Origin of the sequence: Caballeronia sp. LZ028 (assembly GCF_031451415.1) — a bacterium.
Classification (GTDB): domain Bacteria; phylum Pseudomonadota; class Gammaproteobacteria; order Burkholderiales; family Burkholderiaceae; genus Caballeronia; species Caballeronia zhejiangensis.
Window position 1 is genome coordinate 1335752 of sequence record NZ_JARUXN010000001.1, and the last position, 26161, is coordinate 1361912.

Below are 26161 nucleotides of genomic sequence, written 5' to 3' on the forward strand. Positions count from 1 at the left end.
GGCCTCTTTCCGAAGCGGAAGGAGGCCCGCGTGCGACCCAGGAGACACTAATAATGAGTCAAGCGATCGAAGTCAAAGTGCCGGACATCGGCGATTTCAAGGACATCCCCGTGATCGAGGTGCTGGTCAAGGTGGGTGATACGGTCGAACCCGAGCAGTCGCTCGTCACGCTCGAATCCGACAAGGCCACGATGGACGTGCCGAGCTCGGCAGCGGGCGTCGTGAAGGAAGTGAAGGTCAAGGTCGGCGATAACGTGTCGGAAGGCTCGCTCATCGTCGTGCTGGAAGGCGGCGGTGCGGCCGCTGCGCCGGCTCCGGCGCCGGCTGCGGCGCCTGCGCCCGCGCCGGCTGCCGCGCCCGCTGCAAGCGGCGGCGGTTCCGTCGAAGTGAAAGTGCCGGACATCGGCGACTTCAAGGACATCCCGGTCATCGAGATCGCGGTGAAAGTCGGCGACAAGGTCGAGAAGGAGCAGTCGCTCGTCACGCTCGAATCCGACAAGGCCACGATGGACGTGCCGAGCCCGGCGTCGGGCACGGTCAAGGAACTGAAGGTCAAGATCGGCGATACGGTCTCCGAAGGCACGCTGATCCTCGTGCTGGAAGGCGGCGCAGGCGGCGCGGCCGCACCGGCGCCCGCGCCCGCGCCGGCGGCACCGAAGGAAGTGCCCTCGGATGCGCCCGCGAAGCCCGCGCCCGCGCCGAAGGAAGCGCCGTCCGCGCTCGCGCAGGCGCCTGTCATTCCCGCCGGCGACGGCTCGCGCACGTCGAGCCACGCGTCGCCGTCGGTGCGCAAGTTCGCGCGGGAACTGGGCGTCGATGTGTCGCGCGTGCGCGGCACCGGGCCGAAGAACCGCATCACGCAGCAGGACATCACCGCGTTCGTGAAGGGCGTGATGTCGGGACAGGGCGCGGCGCCTGCGGCTGCGGCGCCGGCTGGCGGTGGCGGCGGCGAACTCGGCCTGTTGCCGTGGCCGAAGATCGACTTCACGAAGTTCGGTCCGGTCGAGCCGAAGCCGCTCTCGCGCATCAAGAAGATCTCGGGCGCGAACCTGCATCGCAACTGGGTGATGATCCCGCACGTCACGAACAACGACGAAGCCGACATCACCGAGCTCGAAGAATTGCGCGTGAAGCTCAACAAGGAGCACGAGAAAGCGGGCGTGAAGTTCACGATGCTCGCGTTCGTCATCAAGGCCGTGGTCTCGGCGCTGAAGAAGTTCCCGGACTTCAACGCGAGCCTCGACGGCGACAACCTCGTCTTCAAGCAGTACTACCACATCGGTTTCGCGGCCGATACGCCGAACGGCCTCGTCGTTCCGGTGATCCGCGACGCGGACAAGAAGGGCCTCGTCGATATCGCCAAGGAAATGGCGGAACTGTCGAAGCTCGCGCGCGACGGCAAGCTGAAGCCCGATCAGATGCAGGGCGGCTGCTTCTCGATCTCGTCGCTGGGCGGCATCGGCGGGACGCACTTCACGCCGATCATCAACGCGCCCGAAGTCGCGATCCTCGGTCTGTCGCGCGGCTATCAGAAGCCCGTGTGGGACGGCAAGCAGTTCGTGCCGCGCCTCACGCTGCCGATGTCGCTGTCGTATGACCATCGCGTCATCGACGGCGCGGCCGCGGCGCGCTTCAACGCTTATCTGTCGGCGATTCTGGGCGATTTCCGTCGCGTCATTCTCTGATCTGCTGATCTGGCCGACGGCGGAACCTCGGACGTTCGTCCGAGGTTCCATCCGCATATCTCTTAGGGGACAACATGAGTCTCGTCGAACTAAAAGTACCCGACATCGGCGACTTCTCCGATGTCGATGTCATCGAAGTCAATATCAAAGCCGGCGACGTCATCGAAAAGGAACAGGGCGTCATCACGCTCGAAACCGACAAGGCCACGATGGAAGTGCCCGCGGATGTCGCGGGGACCATCAAGGAAGTGAAGGTCAAGCAGGGCGACAAGGTGAGCCAGGGCTCGGTCATCGCGATGATCGAAACCGCCGGCGCTGCGGCCGCGCCATCGCCGGCTCCGGCTCCCGCCGCTGCGCCCGCACCGGCTGCGGCTTCGGGCGGCGGCGTGCAGGACGTGAAGGTGCCGGATATCGGCGACTTCAAGGACATTCCCGTCATCGAAGTGCATGTGAAGCCGGGCGATACGGTCGAGAAGGAGCAGTCGCTCATCACGCTCGAATCCGACAAGGCGACGATGGACGTGCCGTCGCCTGCCGCCGGCACGGTCAAGGAAGTGAAGGTGAAGGTCGGCGACAACGTGTCGGAAGGCACGCTGGTTCTGACGCTCGAAGGCGGCGCGTCCGCTGCGGCGCCTGCTCCCGCGCCCCAGAAAGCGGCGCCGGCAGCCGCGCCGACGCCCGCGCCGCAAGCAGGCAGCTACGCCGGCGCGGCCGATGTCGAATGCGACATGCTCGTGCTCGGCGCCGGTCCCGGCGGTTATTCGGCGGCATTCCGTTCCGCCGATCTCGGCATGAAGACCGTGCTCGTCGAGCGTTATTCGACGCTCGGCGGCGTGTGTCTGAACGTCGGCTGCATTCCGTCGAAGGCGTTGCTGCACACGGCGCTCGTCATCGACGAAGCGGCCGAGCTCGCGGCGCACGGCATCAGCTTCGGCGAGCCGAAGGTCGATCTCGACAAACTTCGCGGCTTCAAGGAAGGCGTCGTCAAGAAGCTGACCGGCGGTCTCGCGGGCATGGCGAAGGCGCGCAAGGTCCAGGTCGTGACGGGCGTCGGCGCGTTCGTCGATCCGAATCACATGGAAGTGAACGGCGCGGACGGCAAGAAGGTCGTCAAGTTCAAGCAGGCGATCATCGCGGCGGGTTCGCAGGCGGTGAAGCTGCCGTTCTTCCCGGACGATCCGCGTGTCGTCGATTCGACCGGCGCGCTCGAACTGCGCCAGCTTCCGAAGCGCATGCTGGTGGTGGGCGGCGGCATCATCGGGCTGGAAATGGCGACGGTGTATTCGACGCTCGGCGCGGACATCGACGTCGTCGAAATGCTCGACGGCCTGATGCTCGGCGCGGACCGCGATCTCGTGAAAGTCTGGGAGAAGTTCAATTCCAAGCGCTTCACGAACGTGATGCTCAAGACCAAGACGACCAAGGCGGAAGCCAAGGAAGACGGCATCTATGTGACGTTCGAAGGCGAGAAGGCGCCGGCCGAGCCGCAGCGCTACGACCTCGTGCTGCTCGCGGTCGGCCGCAGCCCGAACGGCGGCAAGATCGGCGCGGACAAGGCGGGCGTCGCGGTGACGGATCGCGGCTTCATCAACGTCGACAAGCAGATGCGTACCAACGTGCCGCACATCTTCGCGATCGGCGATCTCGTCGGCCAGCCGATGCTCGCGCACAAGGCCGTGCACGAAGGCCACGTCGCGGCGGAAGCGGCGCACGGCGAGAAGGCGTATTTCGACGCGCTGCAGATTCCGTCCGTCGCTTATACGGATCCGGAAGTGGCGTGGGCCGGCAAGACGGAAGAGCAGTGCAAGGCCGAAGGCATCAAGTTCGGCAAGGCGGTGTTCCCGTGGGCCGCGTCGGGCCGCGCGATCGCCAACGGCCGCGACGAAGGTTTCACCAAGCTCATCTTCGATGAAGAGACGCATCGGGTGATCGGCGGCGGCATCGTCGGTCTGAATGCGGGCGATCTCATCAGCGAAGTGTGTCTCGCGATCGAGATGGGCGCGGATGCGACCGACATCGGCAAGACGATCCACCCGCACCCGACGCTCGGCGAATCGGTCGGCATGGCCGCCGAGTTGTACGAAGGCGTGTGCACGGACTTGCCGCCGCAGCGCAAGAAGTAAGCGTCCGCGGTTACAGAAGAAAGGCGCGCTCCTTGACCGGAGCGCGCCTTTTTGTTTGTGGGATTCACGAGCAATAGACGACAAAAAACCCGGCGCGATGGCCGGGTTCTTCGTGATTCTTGCTGCATCGGCCGGGCAGGGGCCCGGCGGCAAACTTACGCAACCGACTTCTTGGTGGCGCGGGCAGCTTGCTCGGTCGCTTGCGTAGCGGCCTTCGTCGCAGCCGTAGCGGCAGCGTTGAAGTTGCTTTCAGCAATTTCGACAGCTTGCTTCGTTGCCTTGTGAACCGTTTCGTACGTCGTGTTGGCGGCGGTGATGGCCGACTTCATGACGGCGACGGCGGTTTCCGAACCGGCCGGTGCGTTCTTCGCGACGTTGTCGACGAGCGTTTGGACCTTGCGGTTCTGCTCTTCGTACTGCGCTTCCGCGACGCGGGCGAATTCGGCTTGCGTGGCCGACGCGATTTCATACAGGTGACGGCCGTACGACAGCACCTTTTCCGCGACCGGCTGGGTCAGGCTGGCTTGCAGGGCGAGCAGTTCCTGCGCGTCCTTCACCGACAGCGCGCGCTGTGCGTTTTCCTGGCTTTCGGCCAGCGTGGACTTCACAACTTGCAGGTTCAGTTCGACGAGCTTCTCAACGCCTTCGAACGCCTTGTTCGTGAGGCCGAACAGCGTGTCGAAGTTGGCTTTCTGTGCAGCGGCGATTTGCTCGGGGGTCAACAGCGTCATCTCAGGCTCCTGATGGCAGACCCATCAACGCGGGTCGTGGTTTGGGTAGATCCGGCGCGATATACCTGCCGGCTAGGTGCAACTGCGATTGGTGCGTCGCAACATGAGACCCATTTTAGAGATATTCCGATGGATGTCAAGCACTTTTTGTGCGCCGCACAATAGGCAGAAACCGTATGTTAAACAACAACTTACATGCCGATTGCGTGGTCGAAATAAGCGTCCGTGGAAACCCTATGCACTCAAGCTGGGCATGGCTTCCGACACGCATCGGGCCGCATGTTCAACCACGATCAAAGCACGGCTCGATGAAACTTTGATGTTCCGGCGCGCGGACAGCGCGGGTTCTGCGGCGATGCGGAAGCGAGATATTTCTGAAGGTCGTCTCATTTTTAAGATGTCGCCGTACACCAAATTGTTGAAGAAACGTTAACATTTCGGCTGTCCGAGTTGTCTCGTGATCGTCTGTGCGCTCCGTTGGTGCTGACTCCCGTCCGTATCTCTGCGTTTTGTCTGATCCGATCCTCACGTTTCACTAAAGTCGTGGAAAGTTTTGCCGATAGTGCGTTTGTCGCGGTGTAGCAAAGCGCGTTTTGGGCAGCACTATTTCGCCGGGCCGATCGTTTTTTCCGATCGAGGCGGTTTTTTGTTCAGCAATACGCAATCACGGCTTACAACTCGGTTTAACGAGTGCCGATAAGTGCTTAATATTGCTTAAATTTCGTAGCTTCACTACACTTGGCGGTACCCTCCAGCCGCCCAACAGAACACTAATGAAAACCGAAATGTTTTCGTCGTTGAAGGTGGTGCATGGCGTGGCAGTGCGCTCGGCATTGTCCATCGCCGTCTCCATCGCAGTAGCGACGTCCTTCGCAGCGGCTCCGGCTGAAGCCCTCGCGAAGACCGCCACCCAAACCAAAACCGCAAAGAAATCCACCGCCAAGGCTGAAAAGCCCGCGCGCGTCGCCAAGACCACGCTGAAAGCGCCGAAGCCCGCGAAAGCGGCGAAAGTCGCCGCGGCCGATGACGACGATGACGCGCCGCGCGCATCGCGCAAGCGTCGCGCGTCGTATCGCATGGAAGCGCATTCGCGACGCGCCGCGGTGCACGCGGTTGCGTTCCAGCCGCGCGCGACGTCGGTTGGTCAGGCGTTCGGGCTGCACGATACCCCCGACAGCCTCGCGCTGCGTTCGAGCGTGGCTTACGTCGTCGACCAGAACACGTCCGAGACGCTCTTCGACAAGAACTCGCGCGCCGTCGTGCCGATCGCATCGATCACGAAGCTGATGACCGCGATGGTCGTGCTCGATTCGCACATGCCGCTGACCGATGAAATCACCGTCACCGACGAAGACCGCGACTACGAGAAGTTCACGGGCTCGCGCCTCGCGGTCGGATCTCAACTGAATCGCGAAGACATGCTGCACATCGCGCTGATGGCGTCGGAAAATCGCGCGGCGGCGGCACTCTCGCGCTATTACCCGGGCGGCCGTCCGGCGTTCATCGCCGCGATGAACGCGAAGGCCAAGTCGCTCGGCATGGTCGACACGCACTTCGAGAATTCCACGGGACTCACGAGCCAGAACGTGTCGAGCGCGCGCGACCTCGTGAAGATGGTCAACGCGGCGTATCAATATCCGCTGATCCGCAAGTTCTCGACCGACCGCAGCTACGACGTCTTCACCGGCAAGCGCAATCTCGCCTACAACAGCACGAACGCGCTGATCCGCAATGCTTCGTGGGACATCGGCTTGCAGAAGACGGGTTTCATCAACGAAGCGGGCGAGTGCCTCGTGATGCAGGCAACCGTCAACGGCCGTCCGGTCGTCATCGTGCTGCTCGATTCGTACGGCAAGTATTCGCGCTTCGCCGACGCGGGCCGTCTGCGTTCGTATCTCGATACGCTCGGCGAGCCGCATATCATGAGCGCGGACATGGGCAGCGGCGCAAATCCTTGAGCGCCTGATCTTCGCTGATGCAAAAGCAAACGGGATTCGTCGAAAGACGAATCCCGTTTTGACATGCGGCGAAGAAATCAGCGATGCGCGTGTTGTTGCGCGTCGGAAGCTGCCTCTTCCGGGTGATATCCCAGCGATTGCGAGATCTCGAGCGCCGTGTGGCTCAATTGTTTCAGCCAGGCGTCCTGCAGACGATCGGCGGGCGCGGACAGCGACAAGCCGGCGACGAGGCGTCCCGTATCGTCGTAAATGCCCGCCGCGATACAGCGCACGCCGAGTTCGAGTTCCTCGTTGTCGCGCGCGCACGCCTGCTGGCGCACCAGCGACAGTTCGCGCTCGAGTTTCGAGAGATCGGTGATGCTGTTCTGCGTGTGGCCGGAGAGACCGGTTCGCATCGCATACGCGCGTACGCGCGCGGCTTCGTCGGCGGCGAGAAACAGCTTTCCGACCGAAGTCAGATGCAACGGCGCGCGGCCGCCGATCGCACGCACGACCTGCATGCCCGAGCGCTCCGAGTACGCGCGCTCGATATAGACGATCTCGTCGCCTTGCCGCACGGAAAGATTGACGGTCTGCCCGGTCTGCCGATGCAACTCGCGCATCGGCGGCATCGCGGCTTCACGCACCGAAAGACGCGCCTTGACGAGATTGCCGAGCTCCAGCAAGCGCATGCCGAGGCGATACGTGCCGGGGTCCGACCGGTCCACGAGCCGGCATAGCACCATGTCGTTCAGAATGCGATGCGCCGTGGATGGGTGCAGATCGGTGCTCTGGGCGAGTTCTTTCAGGCTGACGGGGTCAGTGTGATCGGCGAGGGCGTCGAGAAGACGCATCATGCGCTCGATCACCTGAATGGAGGTTTTGGATTCCGGGTTCGTATCGCTCATCGTGAAAAATCGGTTGATGCGTCAAACAGCGGAATGGGGATTGTATCTCATAATGTGAAAAAAGCGAACGCTTCGCCAAAACAATGCGCTCGTCGATGACATCGATGGCCAGCGAGAAGCCCGTCGCGCGGGACTTATCAAGGATAATCGGCGCTGCGTTCACATCACTCCACGAACAGGAAACGCCCCAATGCGAGTCGGATTATTCGTGACATGTCTCATCGACATGATGCGCCCGGAAATCGGCTTCTCGGTCATCAAGCTGATCGAGCAGGCTGGTTTCGAAGTCGTCGTGCCGCCGTCGCAGACCTGTTGCGGCCAGCCTGCCTACAACTCGGGCGATCGGCCGCTCGCCCGCGATCTCGCCGAAAAAACGCTGCGCGAATTCGAGCAGTTCGACTATGTCGTGGTGCCGTCCGGTTCGTGCGGCGGCATGATCCGCGCGCACTACGGCGATCTCTTTCGCGACGATCCGCAATTGATGAGCCGCTTCGCGCGCCTTCAGCCGCGCGTGTTCGAACTGACCGATTTTCTCGTGAACGTCGCGAAGGCGCGCATGGAGCCGGGCGTGTTCGACGGCATGGTGACGTATCACGATTCCTGCTCGGGTCTGCGCGAACTCGGCGTGAAATCGCAGCCGCGCGAGCTGCTCGCCCAGGCAGGCGTGCCCGTGACCGAGATGGCCGGATGCGAGCATTGCTGCGGCTTCGGCGGCACCTTCGCGGTGAAGTACGGCGACATTTCGACGGCGATCGTCGATGAGAAATGCGCGAACATCAAGGCGAGCGGCGCGGATACCGTCGTGCTCGGCGACCTCGGCTGCATGCTGAACATCGAAGGGCGCCTGCGCCGCACCGGCGATACGTCGACGCGCGTGCTGCATATCGCGCAAGTGCTCGCGGGCGACGCGGCGCGTCGCGCCTGAAGGAGACAAACGGATGCAAGTCCAGACGATGCACTTTAAGGCGCGCGCGGGAAGCAAGCTCGCCGACGAGCGCCTGCAGCAGAATCTCACCAAGCTCTCGACCAAGTTCGTCAGCGCGCGTGCGAGCGCGGTGCGCGACATCGACTTCGAGGCAACGCGCGCCGCGTTGAAGGAGCGCCGCAATCGCGCGCTCGAGAATCTCGACGTGTGGCTCGAAACCTTCGAGCGCGAGGCGACGCGTCGCGGCGCGACCGTGCTTTACGCCGAAACGACGCAGGCCGCGGCGAAGCTCGTCGCGGACATCGCGCGCAAACACGATGTCAAGAAGGTCATCAAGACCAAGTCGATGGTCTCGGAAGAGATGCAGCTGAATCGCGTGCTCGGCGAGATGGGCGTGCAGTCGATCGAGACCGATCTCGGCGAATACATTCTGCAGATCAACGACAACGAGCCGCCGAGCCATATCATCGCGCCGGTCGTGCATAAGGATAAGGAGCAGATCGCGGATCTCTTCGCGAAGACGCACAACAAGCCACGCCTCACCGACATCCCGGAGATGACGCGCGAGGCGCGGGAAGTGTTGCGGCCGCATTTCATGTCGGCGGACATGGGCGTGACGGGCGGCAATTTCCTGATCGCGGAGACGGGGTCGGTGGCGGTCGTCACGAACGAGGGCAACGAAGGCATGTGCACCGTGATGCCCCGCGTGCATGTCGCGGTGACGGGCATCGAAAAAGTGCTGCCGACGCTCGAAGATCTCGCGACCGCGATGCGCCTCCTGCCGCGCTCGGCGACCGGCCAGACGATCTCGAATTACTTTTCGCTCTTGACCGGACCGCGCTCGGCCGACGAGACGGACGGGCCCGATCATATGTACTTCGTGCTCGTCGATGGCGGCCGCACCGGGCTTATCGGCGGCGAGTTTCAGGAGATGCTGCGCTGTATCCGCTGCGGCGCGTGCATGAATCATTGCCCGGTCTATCAGAAGATCGGCGGACATGCGTATGGATGGGTGTATCCGGGACCGATGGGCTCGGTGCTGACGCCGGCTTATGTCGGCATCGACAAGGCGCTCGATCTGCCGCAAGCCGCAACGCTTTGCGGCGAGTGCAACAGTGTTTGTCCGGTCGGCATTCCGTTGTCGGATCTGCTGCGCAAGCTGCGCGAGAAGCAGATGGAGCGTCGGCTGCGTCCGTGGAACGAGCGCGCCGCGCTCGCGGCGTGGGGCTATCTCGCGAAGCGGCCGCTCGCCTATGCCCTTTTCACGAAGCTCGCGGTGCGCGTGCTCGAACGCATCGGCGGCAACAAGAAGACGATTTCACGACTGCCGTTCGGCGCCGGATGGACCGACACGCGTGACATGCCCGCGCCAGTCGGGCGCACATTCCGGGAGCTGTACAAGGCGCAGCATTCGCATCTCGGATAAAACAAGGCCGCGCCGGATCTTTCGATCGGGCGCGGCCTTTGTCGTCGAAGCGCTTTTATCCGCCGTACCGTCCCAGGAAGCCGCGCGAATTGCCGCCCTGCGAATTGCCCCGACCGCCATTCGCGGATGGTGGCGGGGCGCGATTCGGTCCCGGCGGCCGACCGCCCACGGACTGAGGCGCCGGCGAGTTGCCTGCTTGCGGGGGCTGCGCTGCCGGAGGACGGCCGCCGCCTGCTTGCGGTGGCGGACCGTTCGGATGTCCGCCGCCCGCCTGCGGAGGCGGGCCGCCCGGACCCCGGTCGCGCGGCGGATGCCCGCCGCGCCATCCGCCCGGCGGCGGACGACGCCAGCCGGGACCATCGTCCCAATATCGGTTAGGCGGACCGTAGTAAATCGGGCCCGGCCCGGAGTAGTAACCGCCGCCTACGACGACGCCCGGCGGCGGGCCACCGTAGTATCCGTAGCCCGGGTCGTCGTAGACAGCAGGGTAGCCGCCGCCATAGGCCGACGCATCGGGATACGCCGCGCAACCACCGAGAAGTGCGGCAGACGAAGCAAGCAAGACACCAGCGACTGCGGATTTCATGATCGTGGGAAATTCTGTAGAACCATTACTGAATAAGACATCATCGGCGCGTGGATGTCGCGAACAACTTTGTAAGCCTTTATGACGGCAAGCTGTCATAAAGGCGCGAGCGGTCGCGACCGTTCATCAAAACGGCTTGTTGTCCCGGGCGCAACAATCCTTTGCTTTTCAACGGCTTTTTAAGGTCGGGACAAGTCCGTAAAATTCGAAATGTCCATCAGTGGGTTCCCTTGATCCGATGCCCACTGCGACACATCGACCAAAGGCAGTCCCATGAGAAAGACAATATCGACCTACTGGCCCGTCGCCATCCTGCTTCCGATCGCGCTCGCGTTCTGCATGCACGCCGGCGAGGGCAGCGACGCGGCAATGCGCCATGAAGAAACCAGCGTCGCGGGCGTGAGCGCAGAACTGGCGCGCGCGATTTCGCTCGGCTTCGTCGACGACGAAGACGCACAACCCGCTGCCGTCTCGGCGGAAAAGACGCTCTGATTCGCCGGTTTTCGACGCACACAAAAAATGGCGCCCGCAAAGGGCGCCATTTTCATTTGGACGCGGCCGAACTGCTTACTTGAGCACGGCGGCGACCGCGTTCGCGACGGCGTCGAGGTTGCGCATGTTCAGCGCGGCCACGCAGATGCGGCCCGTGCTCACGGCGTAGATGCCGAATTCTTCACGCAGACGATCGACTTGCGCAGCCGTCAGACCCGAGTACGAGAACATGCCGCGCTGCTTGTTGACGAACGAGAAGTCCCGATCGACGCCGCTCGCCTTCAGTCGCTCGACGAGACCGTTGCGCATTGCGCGGATACGATCGCGCATTTCGCCCAGCTCCTGCTCCCAGGTCGCGCGCAGTTCCGGCGACGCCAGCACGGCCGCGACGATCGAGCCGCCGTGCGTCGGCGGGTTCGAATAGTTCGTGCGGATCACGCGCTTCAGTTGCGAGAGCACGCGTGCCGATTCTTCCTTGCTCGTCGTGATGATCGACAGTGCACCGACGCGCTCGCCGTACAGCGAGAACGACTTCGAGAACGACGACGACACGAACACGTTCAGTTCCGATGCCGCGAAGAGACGCACGGCGGCGGAGTCCGCGTCGATGTTCTCCGCGAAGCCTTGATACGCCATATCGAGGAACGGCACGAGGTTCTTCGCCTTCACGACCTCGACGATCTGCTTCCACTGCTCGTCCGACAGATCGACGCCCGTCGGGTTATGGCAGCACGCGTGCAGCACGACGACGGTGCCCGCCGCGTAGCTGTTCAGCGCGGCGAGCATGCCGTCGAAGTTCACGCCGTGCGTGGAGGCTTCGTAGTACGGGTAGTGGACCACTTCGAAACCGGCGCCTTCGAAGAGCGCGCGATGGTTTTCCCAGCTCGGATCGCTGATCGCGACGACTGCGTTCGGGTTCAGGCGCTTCAAAAAGTCCGCGCCGATCTTGAGCGCGCCCGTGCCGCCAAGCGCCTGCGCCGTCACGACGCGGCCCGCGGCGATCAGCGGCGAATCGTTGCCGAGGAGCAGCTTCTGCACGGCGGCGTCGTAGGCGGCGATGCCGTCGATCGGCAGATAACCGCGCGGCAGCGCGGCATCGACGCGCGCTTTCTCGGCTTCGCGCACGGCGCGCAGGAGCGGAATCTTGCCTTCTTCGTTCGTGTACACACCGACGCCCAGATTGACTTTGGTCGTGCGCGTATCGGCGTTGAAGGCTTCGTTGAGGCCCAGGATCGGGTCGCGGGGAGCGAGTTCGACGGCAGAGAAAAGAGACATGATCTATCGGCAGTGGAGGAAAGACGTGCGGCGGGGAAGCGTGGCGACGACGGCATCATGCCGTCGAGCCCAGTCGCACATTGTAGCGAATCCGGCGCGGCTTTTCGGCCGAATATGGCGCGAATGCGCGTGCTTTTTGGCCCTTAATTCCGCGAACACGCCAAAAGCGCGCGATAAAAAAGGGCGTGAGCCGGTGCGCTTGAGATCGGCGAACCATGCCCAATCTGATGGAGACTACGCTTCCACATCCCGGTCACGTCCAGGCGAGCGCGCGCATCGCGTACGACGCTAGAATGATTGTTTGCCTCAGGCGCTGACTTTCTCGATTTCTCATGTCCGACACTCTCATCGCATCCCCGGAAGAACTGGACGAATCGAAGTTCGTCACGTTCGAAGGCTCGCCGTTTCAGTTGTATCAGCCGTATCCGCCCGCGGGCGATCAGCCCGATGCCATCGCGAAGCTCGTCGAAGGCGTCGAGGACGGTCTCTCGTTTCAGACGCTGCTCGGCGTGACCGGCTCGGGCAAGACCTTCACGATGGCGAACGTCATCGCGCGGCTCGGCCGTCCGGCGATCGTCTTCGCGCCGAACAAGACGCTCGCCGCGCAGCTCTACGCGGAATTCCGCGAGTTCTTTCCGCGCAACGCCGTCGAGTATTTCGTCTCGTACTACGACTATTACCAGCCGGAAGCGTACGTGCCGCAGCGCGATCTCTTCATCGAGAAGGACTCGTCGATCAACGAGCACATCGAGCAGATGCGGCTTTCGGCCACGAAAAGCCTGCTCGAACGGCGCGACGTGGTGATCGTCGCGACGGTGTCCGCGATTTACGGTATCGGCAATCCGTCCGAATATCACAAGATGATTCTCACGCTGCGCACGGGTGACAAGCTCGGCCAGCGCGACGTCATCGCGCGCCTGATCGCGATGCAGTACACGCGCAACGAAGCCGATTTTCAGCGCGGTTCGTTTCGCGTGCGCGGCGACACCATCGATATCTTTCCGGCCGAGCACGCGGAAATGGCGGTGCGCGTCGAGCTCTTCGACGACGAAATCGAATCGATGATGCTCTTCGATCCGCTCACCGGACGCGTGCGCAACAAGATTCCGCGCTTCACCGTGTATCCGTCGTCGCATTACGTGACGCCGCGCGACACCGTCATGCGCGCGATCGAAACCATCAAGCTCGAATTGCGCGAGCGGCTCGAATTCTTCCACAGCGAGGGCAAGCTCGTCGAAGCACAGCGGCTGGAGCAGCGCACGCGCTTCGATCTGGAAATGCTGCAGGAGCTCGGTTTCTGCAAGGGCATCGAGAACTACTCGCGGCACTTCTCGGGCGCGGCGCCTGGCGAGCCGCCGCCGACGCTCGTCGACTATCTGCCGCCCGATGCGCTGATGTTGCTCGACGAGTCGCACGTATTGATCGGCCAGTTGAACGGCATGTACAACGGCGACCGCGCGCGCAAGGAAAATCTCGTCGACTACGGTTTCCGGATGCCGTCCGCGCTCGATAACCGGCCGCTCAAGTTCAACGAGTTCGAGCGCAAGATGCGCCAGGCGATCTTCGTTTCCGCGACGCCCGCCGACTACGAGCAGCAGAAGGCAGGGCAGGTGGCCGAGCAGCTCGTGCGGCCGACGGGTCTCGTCGATCCGGAAATCGAAGTGCGTCCGGCGCGCTCGCAGGTCGACGACGTGCTCTCGGAAATCAACGCGCGCGTGGCGGTGCAGGAGCGCGTGCTTGTCACGACGCTGACCAAGCGCATGGCCGAGCAGCTGACCGAGTTTCTCGCCGATCACGGCGTGAAGGTGCGCTATCTGCACAGCGATATCGACACGGTCGAGCGCGTGGAAATCATCCGCGATCTGCGGCTCGGCACGTTCGACGTGCTCGTCGGCATCAACTTGCTGCGCGAGGGTCTCGATATTCCCGAAGTCTCGCTCGTCGCGATTCTCGACGCCGACAAGGAAGGCTTCCTGCGCGCCGAGCGCTCGCTGATCCAGACCATCGGGCGCGCGGCGCGTAATGTGAACGGCAAGGCGATTCTCTACGCCGACAACATGACCGACTCGATGAAGCGCGCCATCGGCGAAACCGAGCGGCGCCGCGCCAAGCAGATGGCGCACAACGAGAAGATGGGCATCACGCCGCGCGGGGTGGAGAAGCGCATCAAGGACATCATCGATGGCGTCTACAACGCCGACGACGCCCGCGCCGAGCTGAAGGAAGCGCAGGCGCGCGCGAAGTTCGAAGACATGTCCGAGAAGCAGATCGCGAAGGAAATCAAGCGCCTCGAGAAGCAGATGATGGATCACGCCAAGAATCTCGAATTCGAAAAAGCGGCGCAGACCCGCGACCAATTGGCGCTCCTGCGGCAGCGCGTGTTCGGGGCGAACGTGGGCGATCACGTGAGCGGAATCGGCGGTAAGTAAGCAATATGTAAGTGATTTTCAAGGCTTAATTCGAAAGGCGCGGCGAATCGGACGGTTCGCCGCGCCTTTTTTATGCCCGCCGCGATCGTGCGAGTCGGCGAAAAGCCTTACTGCGCCTAGGTCTGTAAGCTCGCTCAAATTGTTGCGGGAATCGAACGATGCTAAACTGACGAACATTGAGAATGGTTCGTATTAACGTTCACAGAGTTGTGCTAACGCCGCCGACCGAGCGGCGCTCCGGTATCTCAGTGGCAAGGCTCGCGTGGCACGCGTGCCAATCGATAACAACAAGGAGTTTTCTGATGGGTTCAACGTTGATGCGCGGCCTTGTCGCCGCCGCAGGTCTCACGGCGGTGATGGCAGCGTCGGCAGCCGAATATCCGATCGGCAAGCAGCACATCGAGGCGGGCATGGAAACGGGCGCCGTGTATCTGCAGCCGATCACGATGTCGCCGGAAGGCATGATGCGCAAGGCGTCGGATTCGGATATCCACCTGGAGGCGGATATCCACGCGGTCAAGAACAACCCGACCGGTTTCGCCGAAGGCGACTGGATGCCGTATCTGCAAGTCACGTATGAACTCACGAAGGTCGGCACGACGCAGACCATCAAGGGCGACCTGATGCCGATGGTCGCGAGCGACGGCCCGCACTACGGCGACAACGTCAAGCTCTTCGGGCCGGGCAAGTATCACCTGAAGCTGCATATTTCGCCGCCGTCGCAGGAAGGCCACATGGCGTTCGGCCGTCACACCGACAAGGAAACGGGCGTCGGTCCGTGGTTCAAGCCGTTCACGATCGAGTACGACTTCCCGTTCGCGGGCATCGGAAAGAAGGGCGGTTACTGATCGTCCGTGGCGCCCGGCATCCCGGACCGGGCGCATTCACTCTCAGGAAGTACGCATGAAGCTGAAAAATCAGGTGGCCGCGCTCGCGATGTCCGCGTTTGCCTTTGCCGGGATGAACATGGCGCACGCCGCCGACCTGCCGACGTTCAAGCTCGAAATGAACGACGGCAAGCTCAATCCGGCGCGCATCGAAGTGCCGGCGGGGCAGCGCATCAAGATCGAAGTGCATAACGTCGGCAAGGGCGCCGCCGAGTTCGAAAGCGTGCAGTTGCGCAAGGAAAAAGTGCTCGCGCCGGGGGCGGATTCGTTCGTGGTGATCGCACCGCTGGATCCGGGTGAATACAAGTTCTTCGACGATTTTCATCAGTCCGCGCAAGGCGTGATCGTCGCGAAGTAACGGAATGTGCCGCGCAATGTTCGCACCGCGCGCGGCCGCTTGAAGTGGAATTGCTGGAGGTCGGGTATGGGGCAGGTACTTTTCATCGTGTGGCGAGAGAGCGTCGAGGCGTTGCTCGTCGTCGGCATTCTCTACGCGTGGCTGAAGAACGGCGATCATCAGGCGCGCCGGGGCCTGCCTTATCTGTGGGCCGGCGTCGTCATCGGCCTGCTTGCGGCGGTGGCGCTGGGCGCCGCGCTCATCGGCTTCACGGAAGTGCTGTCGGGCGATGCACAGGATTACTTCCAGACCGCGATGGTGCTGATCGCCTGCGTGCTGATCGTGCAGATGGTCCTGTGGATGAAGCGCCACGGACGCACGCTCAAGCGCGACATGGAAACATCGCTGCAAAAGAGCACGCAGGACGGACACTGGTGGGGCATCGCGGTGCTCGTCGCGCTGGCGATCGCGCGCGAAGGCAGCGAGACGGCCGTGTTTCTCTACGGCGTCGGCTTCGGTCAGTCGGGGCACGTCGACGCGTCGCAGTACATCGCGATCATTCTCGGCTTCGGTCTCGCGCTGCTGACGTTCTATATCCTGCAGCTCGGCGGCAAGATCTTCTCGTGGCGCTCGTTCTTTCGCGTCACCGAAATCATGCTGCTGTTCCTGGCGGCCGGCCTCTTCGAAACGGGCGTCGACAAGCTGATCGACATGGAAGTGCTGCCGGTCATCGTCAATCAGGTGTGGAACACGTCGTGGCTGCTCGATGATTCGAGTACGTTCGGATCGCTCGTTGCTACGCTCACCGGTTATCGCGCGCATCCCGCGGGCATGAATCTCGTCGCGTATGCGGTGTACTGGGTCGTCATCTATCTTCTGCTGCGCCGTTCGAACACCCAGATGGCGCAAAAACAAAAGGCGGCAAGCCGTCCAGCATGAGTTCCGTAATGCGTAGACCGGGCCGGCTTCAACAAGCCGGCCACTGGATGCAACGTCACGGCAGCACGATCCGCATGATTCAGTGGGTCGTCGTTGCCGTGTATGCATTTCTGATCATCGTTCCCGCCGTGATGCCGCTGCCGGACGGCGCCGCGCATCTGTGGAGCAATCTCACGCTCGCCGCGCAGTTCGTGTTCTGGGGCATCTGGTGGCCATTCGTGCTGCTGTCGATGGTCATGCTCGGGCGCGTCTGGTGCGGCGTGTTGTGTCCCGAAGGCGCGCTGTCGGAGTTCGCGAGCAAGTTCGGCCGCGGCTGGGCGATTCCGCGCTGGATGCGCTGGGGCGGCTGGCCCTTCGTCGCATTCGGGCTCACGACGATCTACGGGCAGATGGTCAGCGTCTATCAGTATCCGAAGGCGGTGCTGCTCGTGCTCGGCGGCTCGACCGTCGGCGCGATGATCATCGGCGTGCTGTATGGCCGCGAGAAGCGCGTGTGGTGCAAGTATCTGTGCCCGGTCAACGGCGTGTTCTCGCTGCTCGCGCGCCTCGCGCCGTTTCACTACAAGGTCGACGAAGAAGCGTGGCGCCGTTCGTACACGAAGGGCGAGCACGGCCATCGCGTGATTCCGATCAACTGCGCGCCGCTCGTCCCGCTGCGCAACATGAAGGGCGCACAGGACTGCCACATGTGTGGCCGATGCAGCGGCCATCGCGACGCCATCGCGCTCACGTGGCGCTCGCCGTCCGAGGAAGTCGTGAAGCTCGGCGACAAGGCCGCGAATCCGTGGGACACCGCGCTCATTCTCTACGGCCTGCTCGGCATCGCGATCGGCGCGTTCCACTGGACCGTGAGCACCTGGTTCGTCGATCTGAAGCAATTTCTCGCCGCCTGGCTGATCGATCACGACATCCTCTGGCCGCTCGACACCAACGCGCCGTGGTTCCTGTTCACGCATTACCCGGAACAGAACGACGTCTTCTCGTGGCTCGACGGCACCATGGTCATCGGCTATATCGTCGCGACTGGGCTCGTGTACGGCACGGCGCTGCTCGGGCTGCTCGCCATCGGCACGCGCATGCTCGGCAAGATGAACGCGACGCGCCTGCATCACCTGACGCTCGCCCTGATCCCGATTGCGGGCGTCGGCGTGTTCCTGGGCCTGTCCGCGACGACGGTATCGCTGCTGCGCGCCGAGCATCTGCCGTTGTGGTGGGTGCCGGGTCTGCGGCTCGGCTTGCTCGCGGCCGCGAATCTCTGGAGCGCGTGGCTTGCGTGGCGCGTGACGGGGCGCCATGCATCGTCACTTGTTCCGCGCCTTCTTGCGATGGTATGGTTTGTCGCTGCGCTGGCCGTTGCGGACAGCGCGTGGTACCTGATGTTCTGGGGCTTCAGCCGATAAACCGTCCACGCCGTCAAGCGCGGCAACGAGAGCGAGAAGTGAGAACCAAACCCGTACTGACCGACGAAGACGTCAAGGCGATGGCCGCGGCCGCCGAGACGCATGCGAGAGAACACAACTGGAACGTGACGATTGCGATCGTCGACGATGGCGGACATCTGCTGCATCTGCATCGTCTCGACGGCGCAGGCGCGAGCACCGCCGAAATGGCGACGGGCAAGGCGCGCACCGCCGTGCTCGGCCGTCGCGAAACCAAGGTCTACGAAGACACCATCAAGCAGGGCCGCACGGCGTTCCTCTCCGCGCCGATGACCGCAATGCTCGAAGGCGGCGTGCCGATCTTCGTGGGCACGGACATCGTCGGTGCCGTCGGCGTGTCGGGCGTGAAATCGGATCAGGATGCGCAGATCGCGAAGGCGGGCATCGCGGCGCTCGGCATCGAGAACGTCTGAAGCATTCGCGCAATAAAAATGGCACGTCCTCGTAACGAAGACGTGCCATTCTGTTTTCGGATGCAGCGCTCGTCGGCGCGCATCGTGACCCAAGCAGGAACCAAAAAAAAGCGGCTTCGCTTGCTATCGACGACTGGCTGGTGTTTGCACGAAGGGGTCTAATTTCTCGCGTGCAAGTCGTCCTCGCTGGCTAAGGCCAAACACCTCTTGGCGAGGTGGTCCCCACAATACCCGGTACTACGGCTGTTCTTGCCTGCGCGTCATTTCGTCAGGATCAGTTTGCCCAAACGCGTCGCACGCAACTGGTACGTCTCTCCGTTATGCACGATGCTCACGTGACTGCGTCCCTGCAGCAGCGCGTCGCTTTTCAGCGATCGCTCGCCGGTGCTGTCCCCCGCGTGCGCGACGTGAACCGTGGTCACGGTCGTCGCCTTCGGGCGGGTGATCGCGGCGTCGCGGACAGCCGGGCGGCGCAGCCTGAGCGTGGAGGATCGCGGCGTATCGGTCATGTCGGAAAATGTGCGTTCGTTGATTCGATGGGTCTATAGTAAATGATAACTATTCCTATTTGCAACTAGACTTTCCGATTGAAGCGCCTCTTTCGATAGCCAGTCTCGATGCGGCCGCGAAACATTCGCCACCGCATCCGTCAGAGGCTCAATGCAGCGGACTCTCGTCCCTGCGGCCGTGCGCGAACTGGCGAATGAGCCGCACGGTGTCGATGTCCGACTCGCGATACGCCGACTTCACGATTTCCTGCGTCTGACGCTCATCGGGCGTGGCGTTTTCGTTCTCGGGCAGCGTCGTGGCGTAAGTGAAGCGCAGGAAGAGCTGGACCGCATCGGGCTGCTCGATCGCCATCGTGAGCGAGCCGCCGACGTAATCGGCGGTCGGCAGAATGTCGTAGCGCACGCTGGTGCCGGGCGTGAGCGTCACGCGGTCGCGCACGGTCGCCTGGCCGTAGTGGAGTTCGCGTTCCATCGTGTCGCCATCGCGCGCGAGGATGTCGCAGCTATCCAGGCCGATCACGAATAGTTGCGGCTGCTCGGCGCGCAGGACGAGGCCTTCCCAGAGCTGCTCGCGCGTCAGCGATTCGAGAAGCGGATTGAGCGGATCGTTGATCTGGATCAGGTGTTCGAAATTCAAGACGACGTTTCCCTTGGACGTTCGTGGTGCCCGCGATGCGTCACTGCGGCGCGAGTCCGGATTCGATGCGAATCGCGCCGGACAGGACCTTGTGCATCGGGCACGCATTGGCAATTTGCAAGAGCCGTTCCCGCTGCTCATCGGACAGCGCGCCCGTGAGCGCGATGCGCCGGTCGATGTTCGTGCCGTCGGCGGTGCTTGTCATCGACAACTCGACGTGTACGCCTTCGAGCGGCCACTCCTTGCGCTTCGCGTACATCTTCAACGTGATCGACGTGCATGCGCCGAGGCTCGCGAGCAGCAGCGACGCGGGTTCCGGTCCGGTATCGCCGCCGCCGATGCCCGCCGGCTCGTCCGCGACCCACGAATGCGTCCCGTCGCCGAGACGGACCTGATAGTCGATGTTGCCGATGCTGGCGGTCACGGAAGGTCCGGCCATGCGTGCTCCTGGTTGAAGTTGAGACTGCAAGATTGACGACAAAGCCGAAACGGCGCGGCAAGAACGGTCATTGTGACGCAATGTGTCCGTTCGTGCCGCACCGTTTCGCGGTTTTCGCTGTGACCAGATCAATGCGCGATGGCGCCCATCCGGCCCGCCTGATAGTCGATCACGGCCTGGCGGATCTCGTCCTCGGTGTTCATCACGAACGGGCCGTAGCGCACGACCGGCTCCTTCAGCGGCACGCCGCCGATCAGCAGCAGCTCGACGGGCTCATCGCCGGCGGCGAGCGCGATCGTATCGCTGTCGTCGCGGAAAATCACCATCTGCTGCGCGCGCACCGGCTGGCTTTGCGGACCGTACAGCGCGGTGCCCGACAGCGGATAGGCGAACACGCGGTAATCGCGCGGCACGGCGAGTTCGATCTTCGCGCCCGGCTTGAGCGAAAAGTGCTGATACAGAATCGGCGTGCGCGTCTCGATCGCGGCCTTCACGCCGAGCGCCTCGCCCGCGATGACCTTCACGCTGACCTTGCCGTCCTCGCTCGTCGCGACCGGAATCTGCACGGACGGAATCTCCTGATAGTGCGGCGCGATCATCTTGTCGCGCTGCGGCAGGTTGACCCAAAGCTGCAGGCCGTGCACGCGGCCGCCGCGTTGCGTGAATTCCTCGGCGGGCATCTCGCTATGCACGACGCCCGCGCCCGCGGTCATCCATTGCACGTCGCCGGGACGCAGCGTGCCGGAATGCCCGGCCGAATCCTTGTGACCGAACTCGCCTTCGAGCATGTACGTGACGGTTTCGAAGCCGCGATGCGGATGGTCCGGCGCGCCTTTAGCCTCGCCGGGTGCGTAGTCGGCTGGGCCCATCTCGTCGAGAAGGAGGAACGGATCGAAATCCATCAGAAGACGGGTCGGGAAAGGGCGATGCACGACGAATCCGCCGCCTTCGACAGTGCGGGTCGCCGGAATGATGCGTTCGATGCTGCGGCTGGTGGACATTATTGCCTCGCGTCGGGAATACGGAAAAGAGGGGAATAGCGATAAATTTGAAACACAGAGCTATTATATGGGCCGCATTTCGCGGTAAAAGCCGTCGCGGCGCAATGGATTGTCCCGCTGGGGATAACGAACCGCGTCGATGTTCATCTCTTCCAGTCCCACCGGGCGACTCATGAAAGCCGACTCGCATGACCTGAACGATCTGATGTACTTCTCGCACGTCGTCGAGCACGGCGGGTTTTCCGCCGCCGAGCGCGTGCTCGGCATCTCGAAGTCGCGGCTGTCGCGGCGCGTGTCGGAGCTGGAAGCGTCGCTCGGCGTGCGTCTGTTGCAGCGCTCGACGCGCAAGCTCGCGCTGACCGAGGCCGGGCAGCTTTTCTATCAGCATTGTCAGGCGATGCTCGCCGAGGCACAGGCGGCCGTCAACGTCGTGCAAAGCCTGCGCGATTCGCCGCGCGGCACGGTGCGCGTGAGCGTTCCGGTCACGATCGCGCAGACGTTCCTGTCCGCCGTGATGCCGGATTTCATGCACCGCTATCCGGAAGTGCGCGTCGTCATGCGCGTGACGAACCGTGTCGTCGATCTGTTCGAAGATGCCGTCGATGTCGCGCTGCGCGTGCGCTCGGAGCCGCCCGCGAGCTCGAACGTCGTCGCGCGGCCGCTGTGGCGCACGGAGCAGATGCTGGTCGCGGCGCCATCGCTGCTGAAGTCGAATGCGCCGCCGATGACACCCGCCGAACTCGCCCAGTACGACACGATCGACACGCCGTCGGCGGACGGCCGCCACGTCTACCGCCTGATCGCGCCGGACGGCACGCGCCATGAGTTCGAGCACGAGCCGCGCCTCGTCACAGCCGATCTGTCGATGATCCGCGAGGCCGTCATGCGCGGCGTCGGCATCGCGGCGCTGCCCGAGATGATGTACGGCGCGCCGCTGCGCTCCGGGCAGCTATCGCCGGTGATGCCCGGCTGGACGTTTCCGTCGCCGCAACTCTACGCGGTGTTTTTGTCGCGTCAGGGCATGGTCCCGGCCGTCCGCGCATTCGTCGATTTTCTCGTCGAGTCGATCGGTAGCGGCCAGCGCTTTCCGGGAGAATGTCCTGTTCACGAACAGCCGGAACGGGAAACAGTTTGACCGCATCGGCGTTTGTCATTGGTTTATGGCATTGAAGCGCGCGCTTGCGATGGACAGATTCAATTGATCGTCACAATTTGTGGCGGTATATTGAAGCCTCCTTCGCTAAGGAGCTCCTTATGCGAAAACTGACGGCTGCTCTGATAGTTAGCCTGATAGGGTTGATTGCACTGTCCGTGTCGACCACGGCTGCTGCATGCGACGGAACTTCCGGTTCTGGCTATTCGAACCCAAAGTGACCGCCTCACCCGAATGCGCCGAGCGCGCACGAAAAAAGGCCTTCATCCGACGATGAAGGCCTTTTACTTTGTGCGCCCGGAAGAGGGCGCGTCGAGCTGTTACTTGCCGCTCTTCGGCTCGGTGACGAAACCGATCTTCGTCAATCCGCCTGCCTGCGCCGCCGACATCAGATCGGCGACCTTTTCGTACGCCACCTGACGATCGGCGCGCAGATGAATCTCCGGCTGCGGGTTCTGCTGCGCCGCCTGCGCGATGCGCGCGTTGAGCGCCGCTTCGTCGATCGGCTGATCGTCCCACAGCGTGGTGCCGTCAGCCTTGATCGCGATGTTCACGTGCGCGGGCTTTTCGTCCTGCGGCTGGCTGCTCGCGTGCGGCAGGTCGATCTTGACCGCGTGATGCATGGCCGGAATCGTGACGAGGAAGATGATCAGCAGAACCAGCATGACGTCGACGAGCGGCGTCATGTTGATCTCGCTCATCATGCCGTCGTCTTCGTCTCCGGCGAAAGGGCTCATGGCCATGATGCGGACCTCCCCGGCTTACGACGCGCGCGTCGCGAGACGCAGGTTGTCCGACGCGGCGTTCGTCGCGCGCTTGGTCGACGAAAGCTTCGAGCCCGTGACGAAGAACGCGTGCAGGCCGTGCGCGAAGCGGTTCAGCTTCGTGACGATGCCCTTGTTCGCGCGGGTGAGCGCGTTATAGCCGAGCACGGCGGGAATCGCGACGAACAGGCCGAACGCGGTCATGATGAGCGATTCGCCGACCGGACCGGCGACCTGATCGATCGACGTCTGTCCCGTCGCGCCGATGGTCAAGAGCGCGTGATAGATGCCCCAGACCGTACCGAAGAGGCCGACGAACGGCGACGTGGAACCGATCGACGCGAGGATCGCGAGGCCCGCCTGCATGCGGCCGACGCCTTCGTCCATGACGTCTTTCAGGCAGCGCGTGATCCAGTCGGACACGTCCATGCGGTCGTGCAGATGCGGCTGCGTCTGATGATGATGGTCGGCGGCTTCCTGGCCGGCGAGCGCGAGCGCGAGAAACGGGTTGTCCGCCGGGCTCGACGACTGGCTGCCGAGCTTCTTGATGCCGTCGTTGAAGTCGTCGGAGTGCCAGAACGCCTGTTCGGCGTTCTTGGTGAGGCGCTTCAGGCGCACGACGTTCCACGCCTTTACGACGATCACCGTCCACGAAAGCACCGACATGATGACGAGCGCGAGCGCGATGCCCCGCGTCACGAAGTCGCCTTGCGCCCAGACGTGCGCAATCCCGTAGTTTTCCATTTCTGTTTCCTTCCTTGTATCTAAATAAACGATCAGTCGTTCAGACTGAAAACGAATGGCACCGTGGCGCTAGCACGAATCGCTTCGCCATTTTCCTTGTAAGGGCTGCACGCGCTGCCGCGCACCGCGTCGAGCGCCGCGTCATCGAGGCGCGACGAGCCGCTGCTCTTTTGCAGCGTGACGTTTTCGATCTTGCCCGACAGGCCTACCGTCAGACGGATGACGGCCGTGCCCGTTTCGCCGCGGCGCTTGGACATCGCCGGATAGTCGGGCTGCGCGATGTTGCAACTCAGGTGCGCGACGTTCTTCGGCGCGGCGAGATCCATGCTCGGCTTGCCGATCGCGGGCGCGGCCGGCGGCGGCGCAGGCTGAGCCGGAGCGGGCGGCGTGGGTTCCGGCGCGGGCGCGGCGATCTGCGAAGGCGCTTCCGTGACCGGCATCGGCGTCGGCTTCGGCTCGACTTTCGGTTTCACCTTCGGCTTGGGCTGCGGCTTCGGAACGGGCTGCGGCACGGGCTTGGGCGGCGGCGGCGTTTCGACGGCGACCGGCTGCGGCGCGGGCTGCGGTGTCTCGCTGATCAGTTGCGCGGTGATGGATTTGGCTTCGATCGGGCGGGGCGGCGGCTCGTTCTTCATCGTCAGCGCGACGCCCAGCAACGCAGCGTGAATGGCGACGACGGCGACGCACGCCGCGATCACGCGCGGATTCGCATTTGCTGTCGGCGCGGTCTGGAATGCGGCGGGAGAAGTGGTCGGGGACTGCATCGTTATTGGCTGCTTGTGATGCTGCGTGAATGCTTGCTGATAACGCTGCCTTCGAGTTCGCTGTCCAACGAGCGCACAGGCACGGTGCGGAAGAAACCAGACGACGTCATTTTCGGAAAATCAGCAGGGAGATGAACAAGGTAGTCACGAAACCAATCAGCAATTCCATCTTTCCCTCCAGGGGTAAGGGTTGCGCGGCTGGCTGAAAGTGACCGGAAATACGAAGGTAACCTGGCTTGCTGGAGGCGATAAAACGACTGGGCGGCGCATCCGGAGCATCGGCGTCGCCGGTTGAGCGCGGCGACGCCGCGCGAATTGCTTCAGGCAGCCTGGCGCTCGTAGAACGTCAGCGGCGCAACGTGCTCGCGCTGCTGAACGCCGCATCGCGACGCGCAGACGCCGCTTTGTGCCATTACGTCGCGAACGCTTTCTTCACACTTGCCGCAGCACAGCGCGACGCCGAGTTCGAACTGCAGTTCATCAAAGGAGTCCACCCCTTCGGCGATGGCGCTTCGAATCTTTCGGTCGGACACTGATTTGCAGACGCAGACAATCATGATCGTTCGCAATAGTTAGCGTTAATGCGAATTATTATCATTCGGTATTGGCGCCTTTGCAAGCGCAGGACCGTGTTTTTTGTAACAGCGGGCGAAAGTTAGCGGGTTTATTGCTAGGAGCCTTGTCTGACGGGGCAAAGCGCGCGATGGAACTGCCAACGCGCGTGAGAAACCCTCAGACGATGTCGGGTTCGGCGAGGCGCGTTCGGCGCGAGGGGATGTCGACGTGCTCGACTTTGGCATCGAGCTGAAGGAGCGCGGCGGCGAGTTGACGCTGCGATTCGCCGTCGGCGGTGGAGCAGAAGCGCGGCATATCGTCGGACGGCGCGCCGAGATTTTTGAGCGCGTGCGCGTCGAGCAGACGATCGAGCTGCCGCGCGATGGCGACGCTCGTGTCGACGATCTGCAGCCGCTCGCCCGCGATGTCGCGGATCGCGCGATCGAGAAAAGGGTAGTGCGTGCAGCCGAGCACGAGCGTGTCGGCGCCGGCATCGAGCATCGGTGCGATATAGCTTTCGAGCAGCGCCATCAGCGTGGGCGACGAGGTGTCGCAGCGCTCGACAGCCTGCACCAGCCCATGTCCCGCCTGACAAATGAAGCGGCAGTCGCCGGCGTAGCGGTCGAGCAGCGACTGAAAGCGCGCGGAGCGCAGCGTGACGGCGGTCGCCAGCACCCCGACCACGCGCGACTTCGAGACCGCCGCCGCCGGCTTCACGCCCGGTTCCACGCCGACGAGCGGAATCGGCAGACGCTCGCGCACGAGCGCGATCGACTGCGCGGTGGCCGTGTTGCACGCGACGACGAGCGCCTTCGCGCCCTGACCGACGAGCCACTCGCCGATTGCCATCGTGCGGTCGACGATGAAATCGTCGTCGCGTTCGCCGTAGGGCGCATGCAGTGAATCGGCGACGTAGATCAGACGCTCGTGCGGCAGAATCGCGCGCACGGCGCGCAGCACCGACAATCCGCCGAGGCCGGAATCGAAAATGCCGACCGGCGCGCTCGCGTCAGACGCGGCACGCTCGTTCGGCATCGGGAAGGGCGCTACGCGGGACATCCGA

Annotated in this window: 26 protein-coding genes; 13 read left to right on the top strand and 13 right to left on the bottom strand. The window is 63.2% G+C overall.

Features of this window, described 5'->3' with window-relative positions; genetic code table 11:
- Window positions 1–53 precede the first annotated feature (53 nt).
- Together aceF and lpdA are read left to right on the top strand one after the other, a co-directional pair.
- Window positions 54–1685 carry a dihydrolipoyllysine-residue acetyltransferase gene (gene aceF / locus QCE58_RS06225; protein WP_250496778.1) on the top strand — a complete coding sequence of 544 codons (1632 nt, stop codon included), beginning with the start codon at window positions 54–56 and terminating at the stop codon, window positions 1683–1685.
- 74 nt (window positions 1686–1759) lie between these two features.
- On the top strand, window positions 1760–3808 hold the full coding sequence (gene lpdA / locus QCE58_RS06235) for a dihydrolipoyl dehydrogenase (RefSeq protein ID WP_008350470.1): 2049 nt from the start codon (window positions 1760–1762) through the stop codon (window positions 3806–3808).
- Window positions 3809–3963: 155 nt separating this feature from the next.
- Here lpdA and QCE58_RS06240 read toward each other — a convergent pair whose 3' ends face one another.
- Window positions 3964–4539: a phasin family protein gene (locus tag QCE58_RS06240; protein ID WP_008350468.1), complete on the bottom strand. Its 576-nt coding sequence runs from the start codon at window positions 4537–4539 to the stop codon at window positions 3964–3966.
- Between the two features lie 773 nt (window positions 4540–5312).
- On the opposite strand from QCE58_RS06240, the gene pbpG reads away from it, so the two are divergent.
- The gene (gene pbpG / locus QCE58_RS06245) at window positions 5313–6497 is read left to right on the top strand and encodes a D-alanyl-D-alanine endopeptidase (RefSeq protein WP_033537204.1); all 1185 of its coding nucleotides are present in this window, start codon (window positions 5313–5315) and stop codon (window positions 6495–6497) included.
- Window positions 6498–6574: 77 nt separating this feature from the next.
- Here pbpG and QCE58_RS06250 read toward each other — a convergent pair whose 3' ends face one another.
- The gene (locus tag QCE58_RS06250; protein WP_008350464.1) at window positions 6575–7384 is read right to left on the bottom strand and encodes an IclR family transcriptional regulator; all 810 of its coding nucleotides are present in this window, start codon (window positions 7382–7384) and stop codon (window positions 6575–6577) included.
- Window positions 7385–7574: 190 nt separating this feature from the next.
- On the opposite strand from QCE58_RS06250, the gene QCE58_RS06255 reads away from it, so the two are divergent.
- Both QCE58_RS06255 and QCE58_RS06260 read left to right on the top strand, forming a co-directional pair.
- Complete coding sequence (locus QCE58_RS06255) at window positions 7575–8309, top strand: (Fe-S)-binding protein (RefSeq protein WP_034472139.1); 735 nt, start codon at window positions 7575–7577, stop codon at window positions 8307–8309.
- 13 nt (window positions 8310–8322) lie between these two features.
- On the top strand, window positions 8323–9735 hold the full coding sequence (locus tag QCE58_RS06260) for a lactate utilization protein B (RefSeq protein ID WP_250521044.1): 1413 nt from the start codon (window positions 8323–8325) through the stop codon (window positions 9733–9735).
- A gap of 55 nt (window positions 9736–9790) precedes the next feature.
- Here QCE58_RS06260 and QCE58_RS06265 read toward each other — a convergent pair whose 3' ends face one another.
- Window positions 9791–10321 carry a hypothetical protein gene (locus QCE58_RS06265; protein ID WP_309779305.1) on the bottom strand — a complete coding sequence of 177 codons (531 nt, stop codon included), beginning with the start codon at window positions 10319–10321 and terminating at the stop codon, window positions 9791–9793.
- Between the two features lie 273 nt (window positions 10322–10594).
- Between QCE58_RS06265 and QCE58_RS06270 the strand changes: the two genes are divergently transcribed.
- Window positions 10595–10813 (top strand): hypothetical protein, encoded by a 219-nt coding sequence (locus tag QCE58_RS06270; protein ID WP_244807888.1) that lies wholly within the window; start codon window positions 10595–10597, stop codon window positions 10811–10813.
- A 75-nt stretch (window positions 10814–10888) separates the two neighbouring features.
- Here the strand turns inward: QCE58_RS06270 and QCE58_RS06275 are convergent, their stop codons facing one another.
- Window positions 10889–12088 carry an amino acid aminotransferase gene (locus tag QCE58_RS06275; protein ID WP_250521045.1) on the bottom strand — a complete coding sequence of 400 codons (1200 nt, stop codon included), beginning with the start codon at window positions 12086–12088 and terminating at the stop codon, window positions 10889–10891.
- Window positions 12089–12420: 332 nt separating this feature from the next.
- Between QCE58_RS06275 and uvrB the strand changes: the two genes are divergently transcribed.
- The 6 genes from uvrB to QCE58_RS06305 all read left to right on the top strand — a co-directional run bounded on the left by uvrB (window position 12421) and on the right by QCE58_RS06305 (window position 18532).
- Window positions 12421–14517 carry an excinuclease ABC subunit UvrB gene (gene uvrB / locus QCE58_RS06280; protein ID WP_008350451.1) on the top strand — a complete coding sequence of 699 codons (2097 nt, stop codon included), beginning with the start codon at window positions 12421–12423 and terminating at the stop codon, window positions 14515–14517.
- A gap of 302 nt (window positions 14518–14819) precedes the next feature.
- Entirely contained in the window at window positions 14820–15365 is a 546-nt protein-coding gene (locus QCE58_RS06285; RefSeq protein WP_372492533.1) for an iron transporter, read from the top strand.
- An 88-nt stretch (window positions 15366–15453) separates the two neighbouring features.
- Window positions 15454–15762, top strand: a complete 309-nt coding sequence (locus QCE58_RS06290; protein WP_372492535.1) for a cupredoxin domain-containing protein — start codon at window positions 15454–15456, stop codon at window positions 15760–15762.
- A 66-nt stretch (window positions 15763–15828) separates the two neighbouring features.
- Window positions 15829–16680: an FTR1 family protein gene (locus QCE58_RS06295; RefSeq protein ID WP_008350446.1), complete on the top strand. Its 852-nt coding sequence runs from the start codon at window positions 15829–15831 to the stop codon at window positions 16678–16680.
- A complete protein-coding gene (locus QCE58_RS06300; RefSeq protein WP_174447730.1) occupies window positions 16677–18080 on the top strand; it encodes a 4Fe-4S binding protein in 1404 nt (467 codons plus the stop codon). The genes QCE58_RS06295 and QCE58_RS06300 overlap by 4 nt, the downstream gene beginning before the upstream one ends.
- Window positions 18081–18118: 38 nt before the next feature.
- Entirely contained in the window at window positions 18119–18532 is a 414-nt protein-coding gene (locus QCE58_RS06305; protein WP_008350442.1) for a heme-binding protein, read from the top strand.
- Window positions 18533–18792: 260 nt separating this feature from the next.
- Here the strand turns inward: QCE58_RS06305 and hemP are convergent, their stop codons facing one another.
- The 4 genes from hemP to QCE58_RS06325 all read right to left on the bottom strand — a co-directional run bounded on the left by hemP (window position 18793) and on the right by QCE58_RS06325 (window position 21118).
- The gene (gene hemP / locus QCE58_RS06310) at window positions 18793–19041 is read right to left on the bottom strand and encodes a hemin uptake protein HemP (RefSeq protein WP_008350441.1); all 249 of its coding nucleotides are present in this window, start codon (window positions 19039–19041) and stop codon (window positions 18793–18795) included.
- A gap of 148 nt (window positions 19042–19189) precedes the next feature.
- A complete protein-coding gene (locus tag QCE58_RS06315; RefSeq protein WP_008350440.1) occupies window positions 19190–19678 on the bottom strand; it encodes an SRPBCC family protein in 489 nt (162 codons plus the stop codon).
- A gap of 40 nt (window positions 19679–19718) precedes the next feature.
- Window positions 19719–20117, bottom strand: a complete 399-nt coding sequence (locus QCE58_RS06320) for an OsmC family protein (RefSeq protein WP_034472128.1) — start codon at window positions 20115–20117, stop codon at window positions 19719–19721.
- Window positions 20118–20245: 128 nt separating this feature from the next.
- Window positions 20246–21118: a pirin family protein gene (locus tag QCE58_RS06325; RefSeq protein ID WP_008350438.1), complete on the bottom strand. Its 873-nt coding sequence runs from the start codon at window positions 21116–21118 to the stop codon at window positions 20246–20248.
- Between the two features lie 172 nt (window positions 21119–21290).
- On the opposite strand from QCE58_RS06325, the gene QCE58_RS06330 reads away from it, so the two are divergent.
- A complete protein-coding gene (locus tag QCE58_RS06330; protein ID WP_008350437.1) occupies window positions 21291–22253 on the top strand; it encodes a LysR family transcriptional regulator in 963 nt (320 codons plus the stop codon).
- Between the two features lie 338 nt (window positions 22254–22591).
- Here the strand turns inward: QCE58_RS06330 and QCE58_RS06335 are convergent, their stop codons facing one another.
- The 5 genes from QCE58_RS06335 to murI all read right to left on the bottom strand — a co-directional run bounded on the left by QCE58_RS06335 (window position 22592) and on the right by murI (window position 26157).
- Complete coding sequence (locus tag QCE58_RS06335) at window positions 22592–23014, bottom strand: biopolymer transporter ExbD (RefSeq protein ID WP_008350436.1); 423 nt, start codon at window positions 23012–23014, stop codon at window positions 22592–22594.
- Window positions 23015–23032: 18 nt separating this feature from the next.
- Window positions 23033–23779: a MotA/TolQ/ExbB proton channel family protein gene (locus QCE58_RS06340; protein WP_008350435.1), complete on the bottom strand. Its 747-nt coding sequence runs from the start codon at window positions 23777–23779 to the stop codon at window positions 23033–23035.
- 32 nt (window positions 23780–23811) lie between these two features.
- A complete protein-coding gene (locus tag QCE58_RS06345) occupies window positions 23812–24543 on the bottom strand; it encodes an energy transducer TonB (RefSeq protein WP_034472124.1) in 732 nt (243 codons plus the stop codon).
- A 320-nt stretch (window positions 24544–24863) separates the two neighbouring features.
- On the bottom strand, window positions 24864–25100 hold the full coding sequence (locus QCE58_RS06350; protein ID WP_008350432.1) for a bacterioferritin-associated ferredoxin: 237 nt from the start codon (window positions 25098–25100) through the stop codon (window positions 24864–24866).
- Window positions 25101–25275: 175 nt separating this feature from the next.
- A complete protein-coding gene (gene murI / locus QCE58_RS06355; protein WP_250521046.1) occupies window positions 25276–26157 on the bottom strand; it encodes a glutamate racemase in 882 nt (293 codons plus the stop codon).
- Window positions 26158–26161 lie beyond the last annotated feature (4 nt).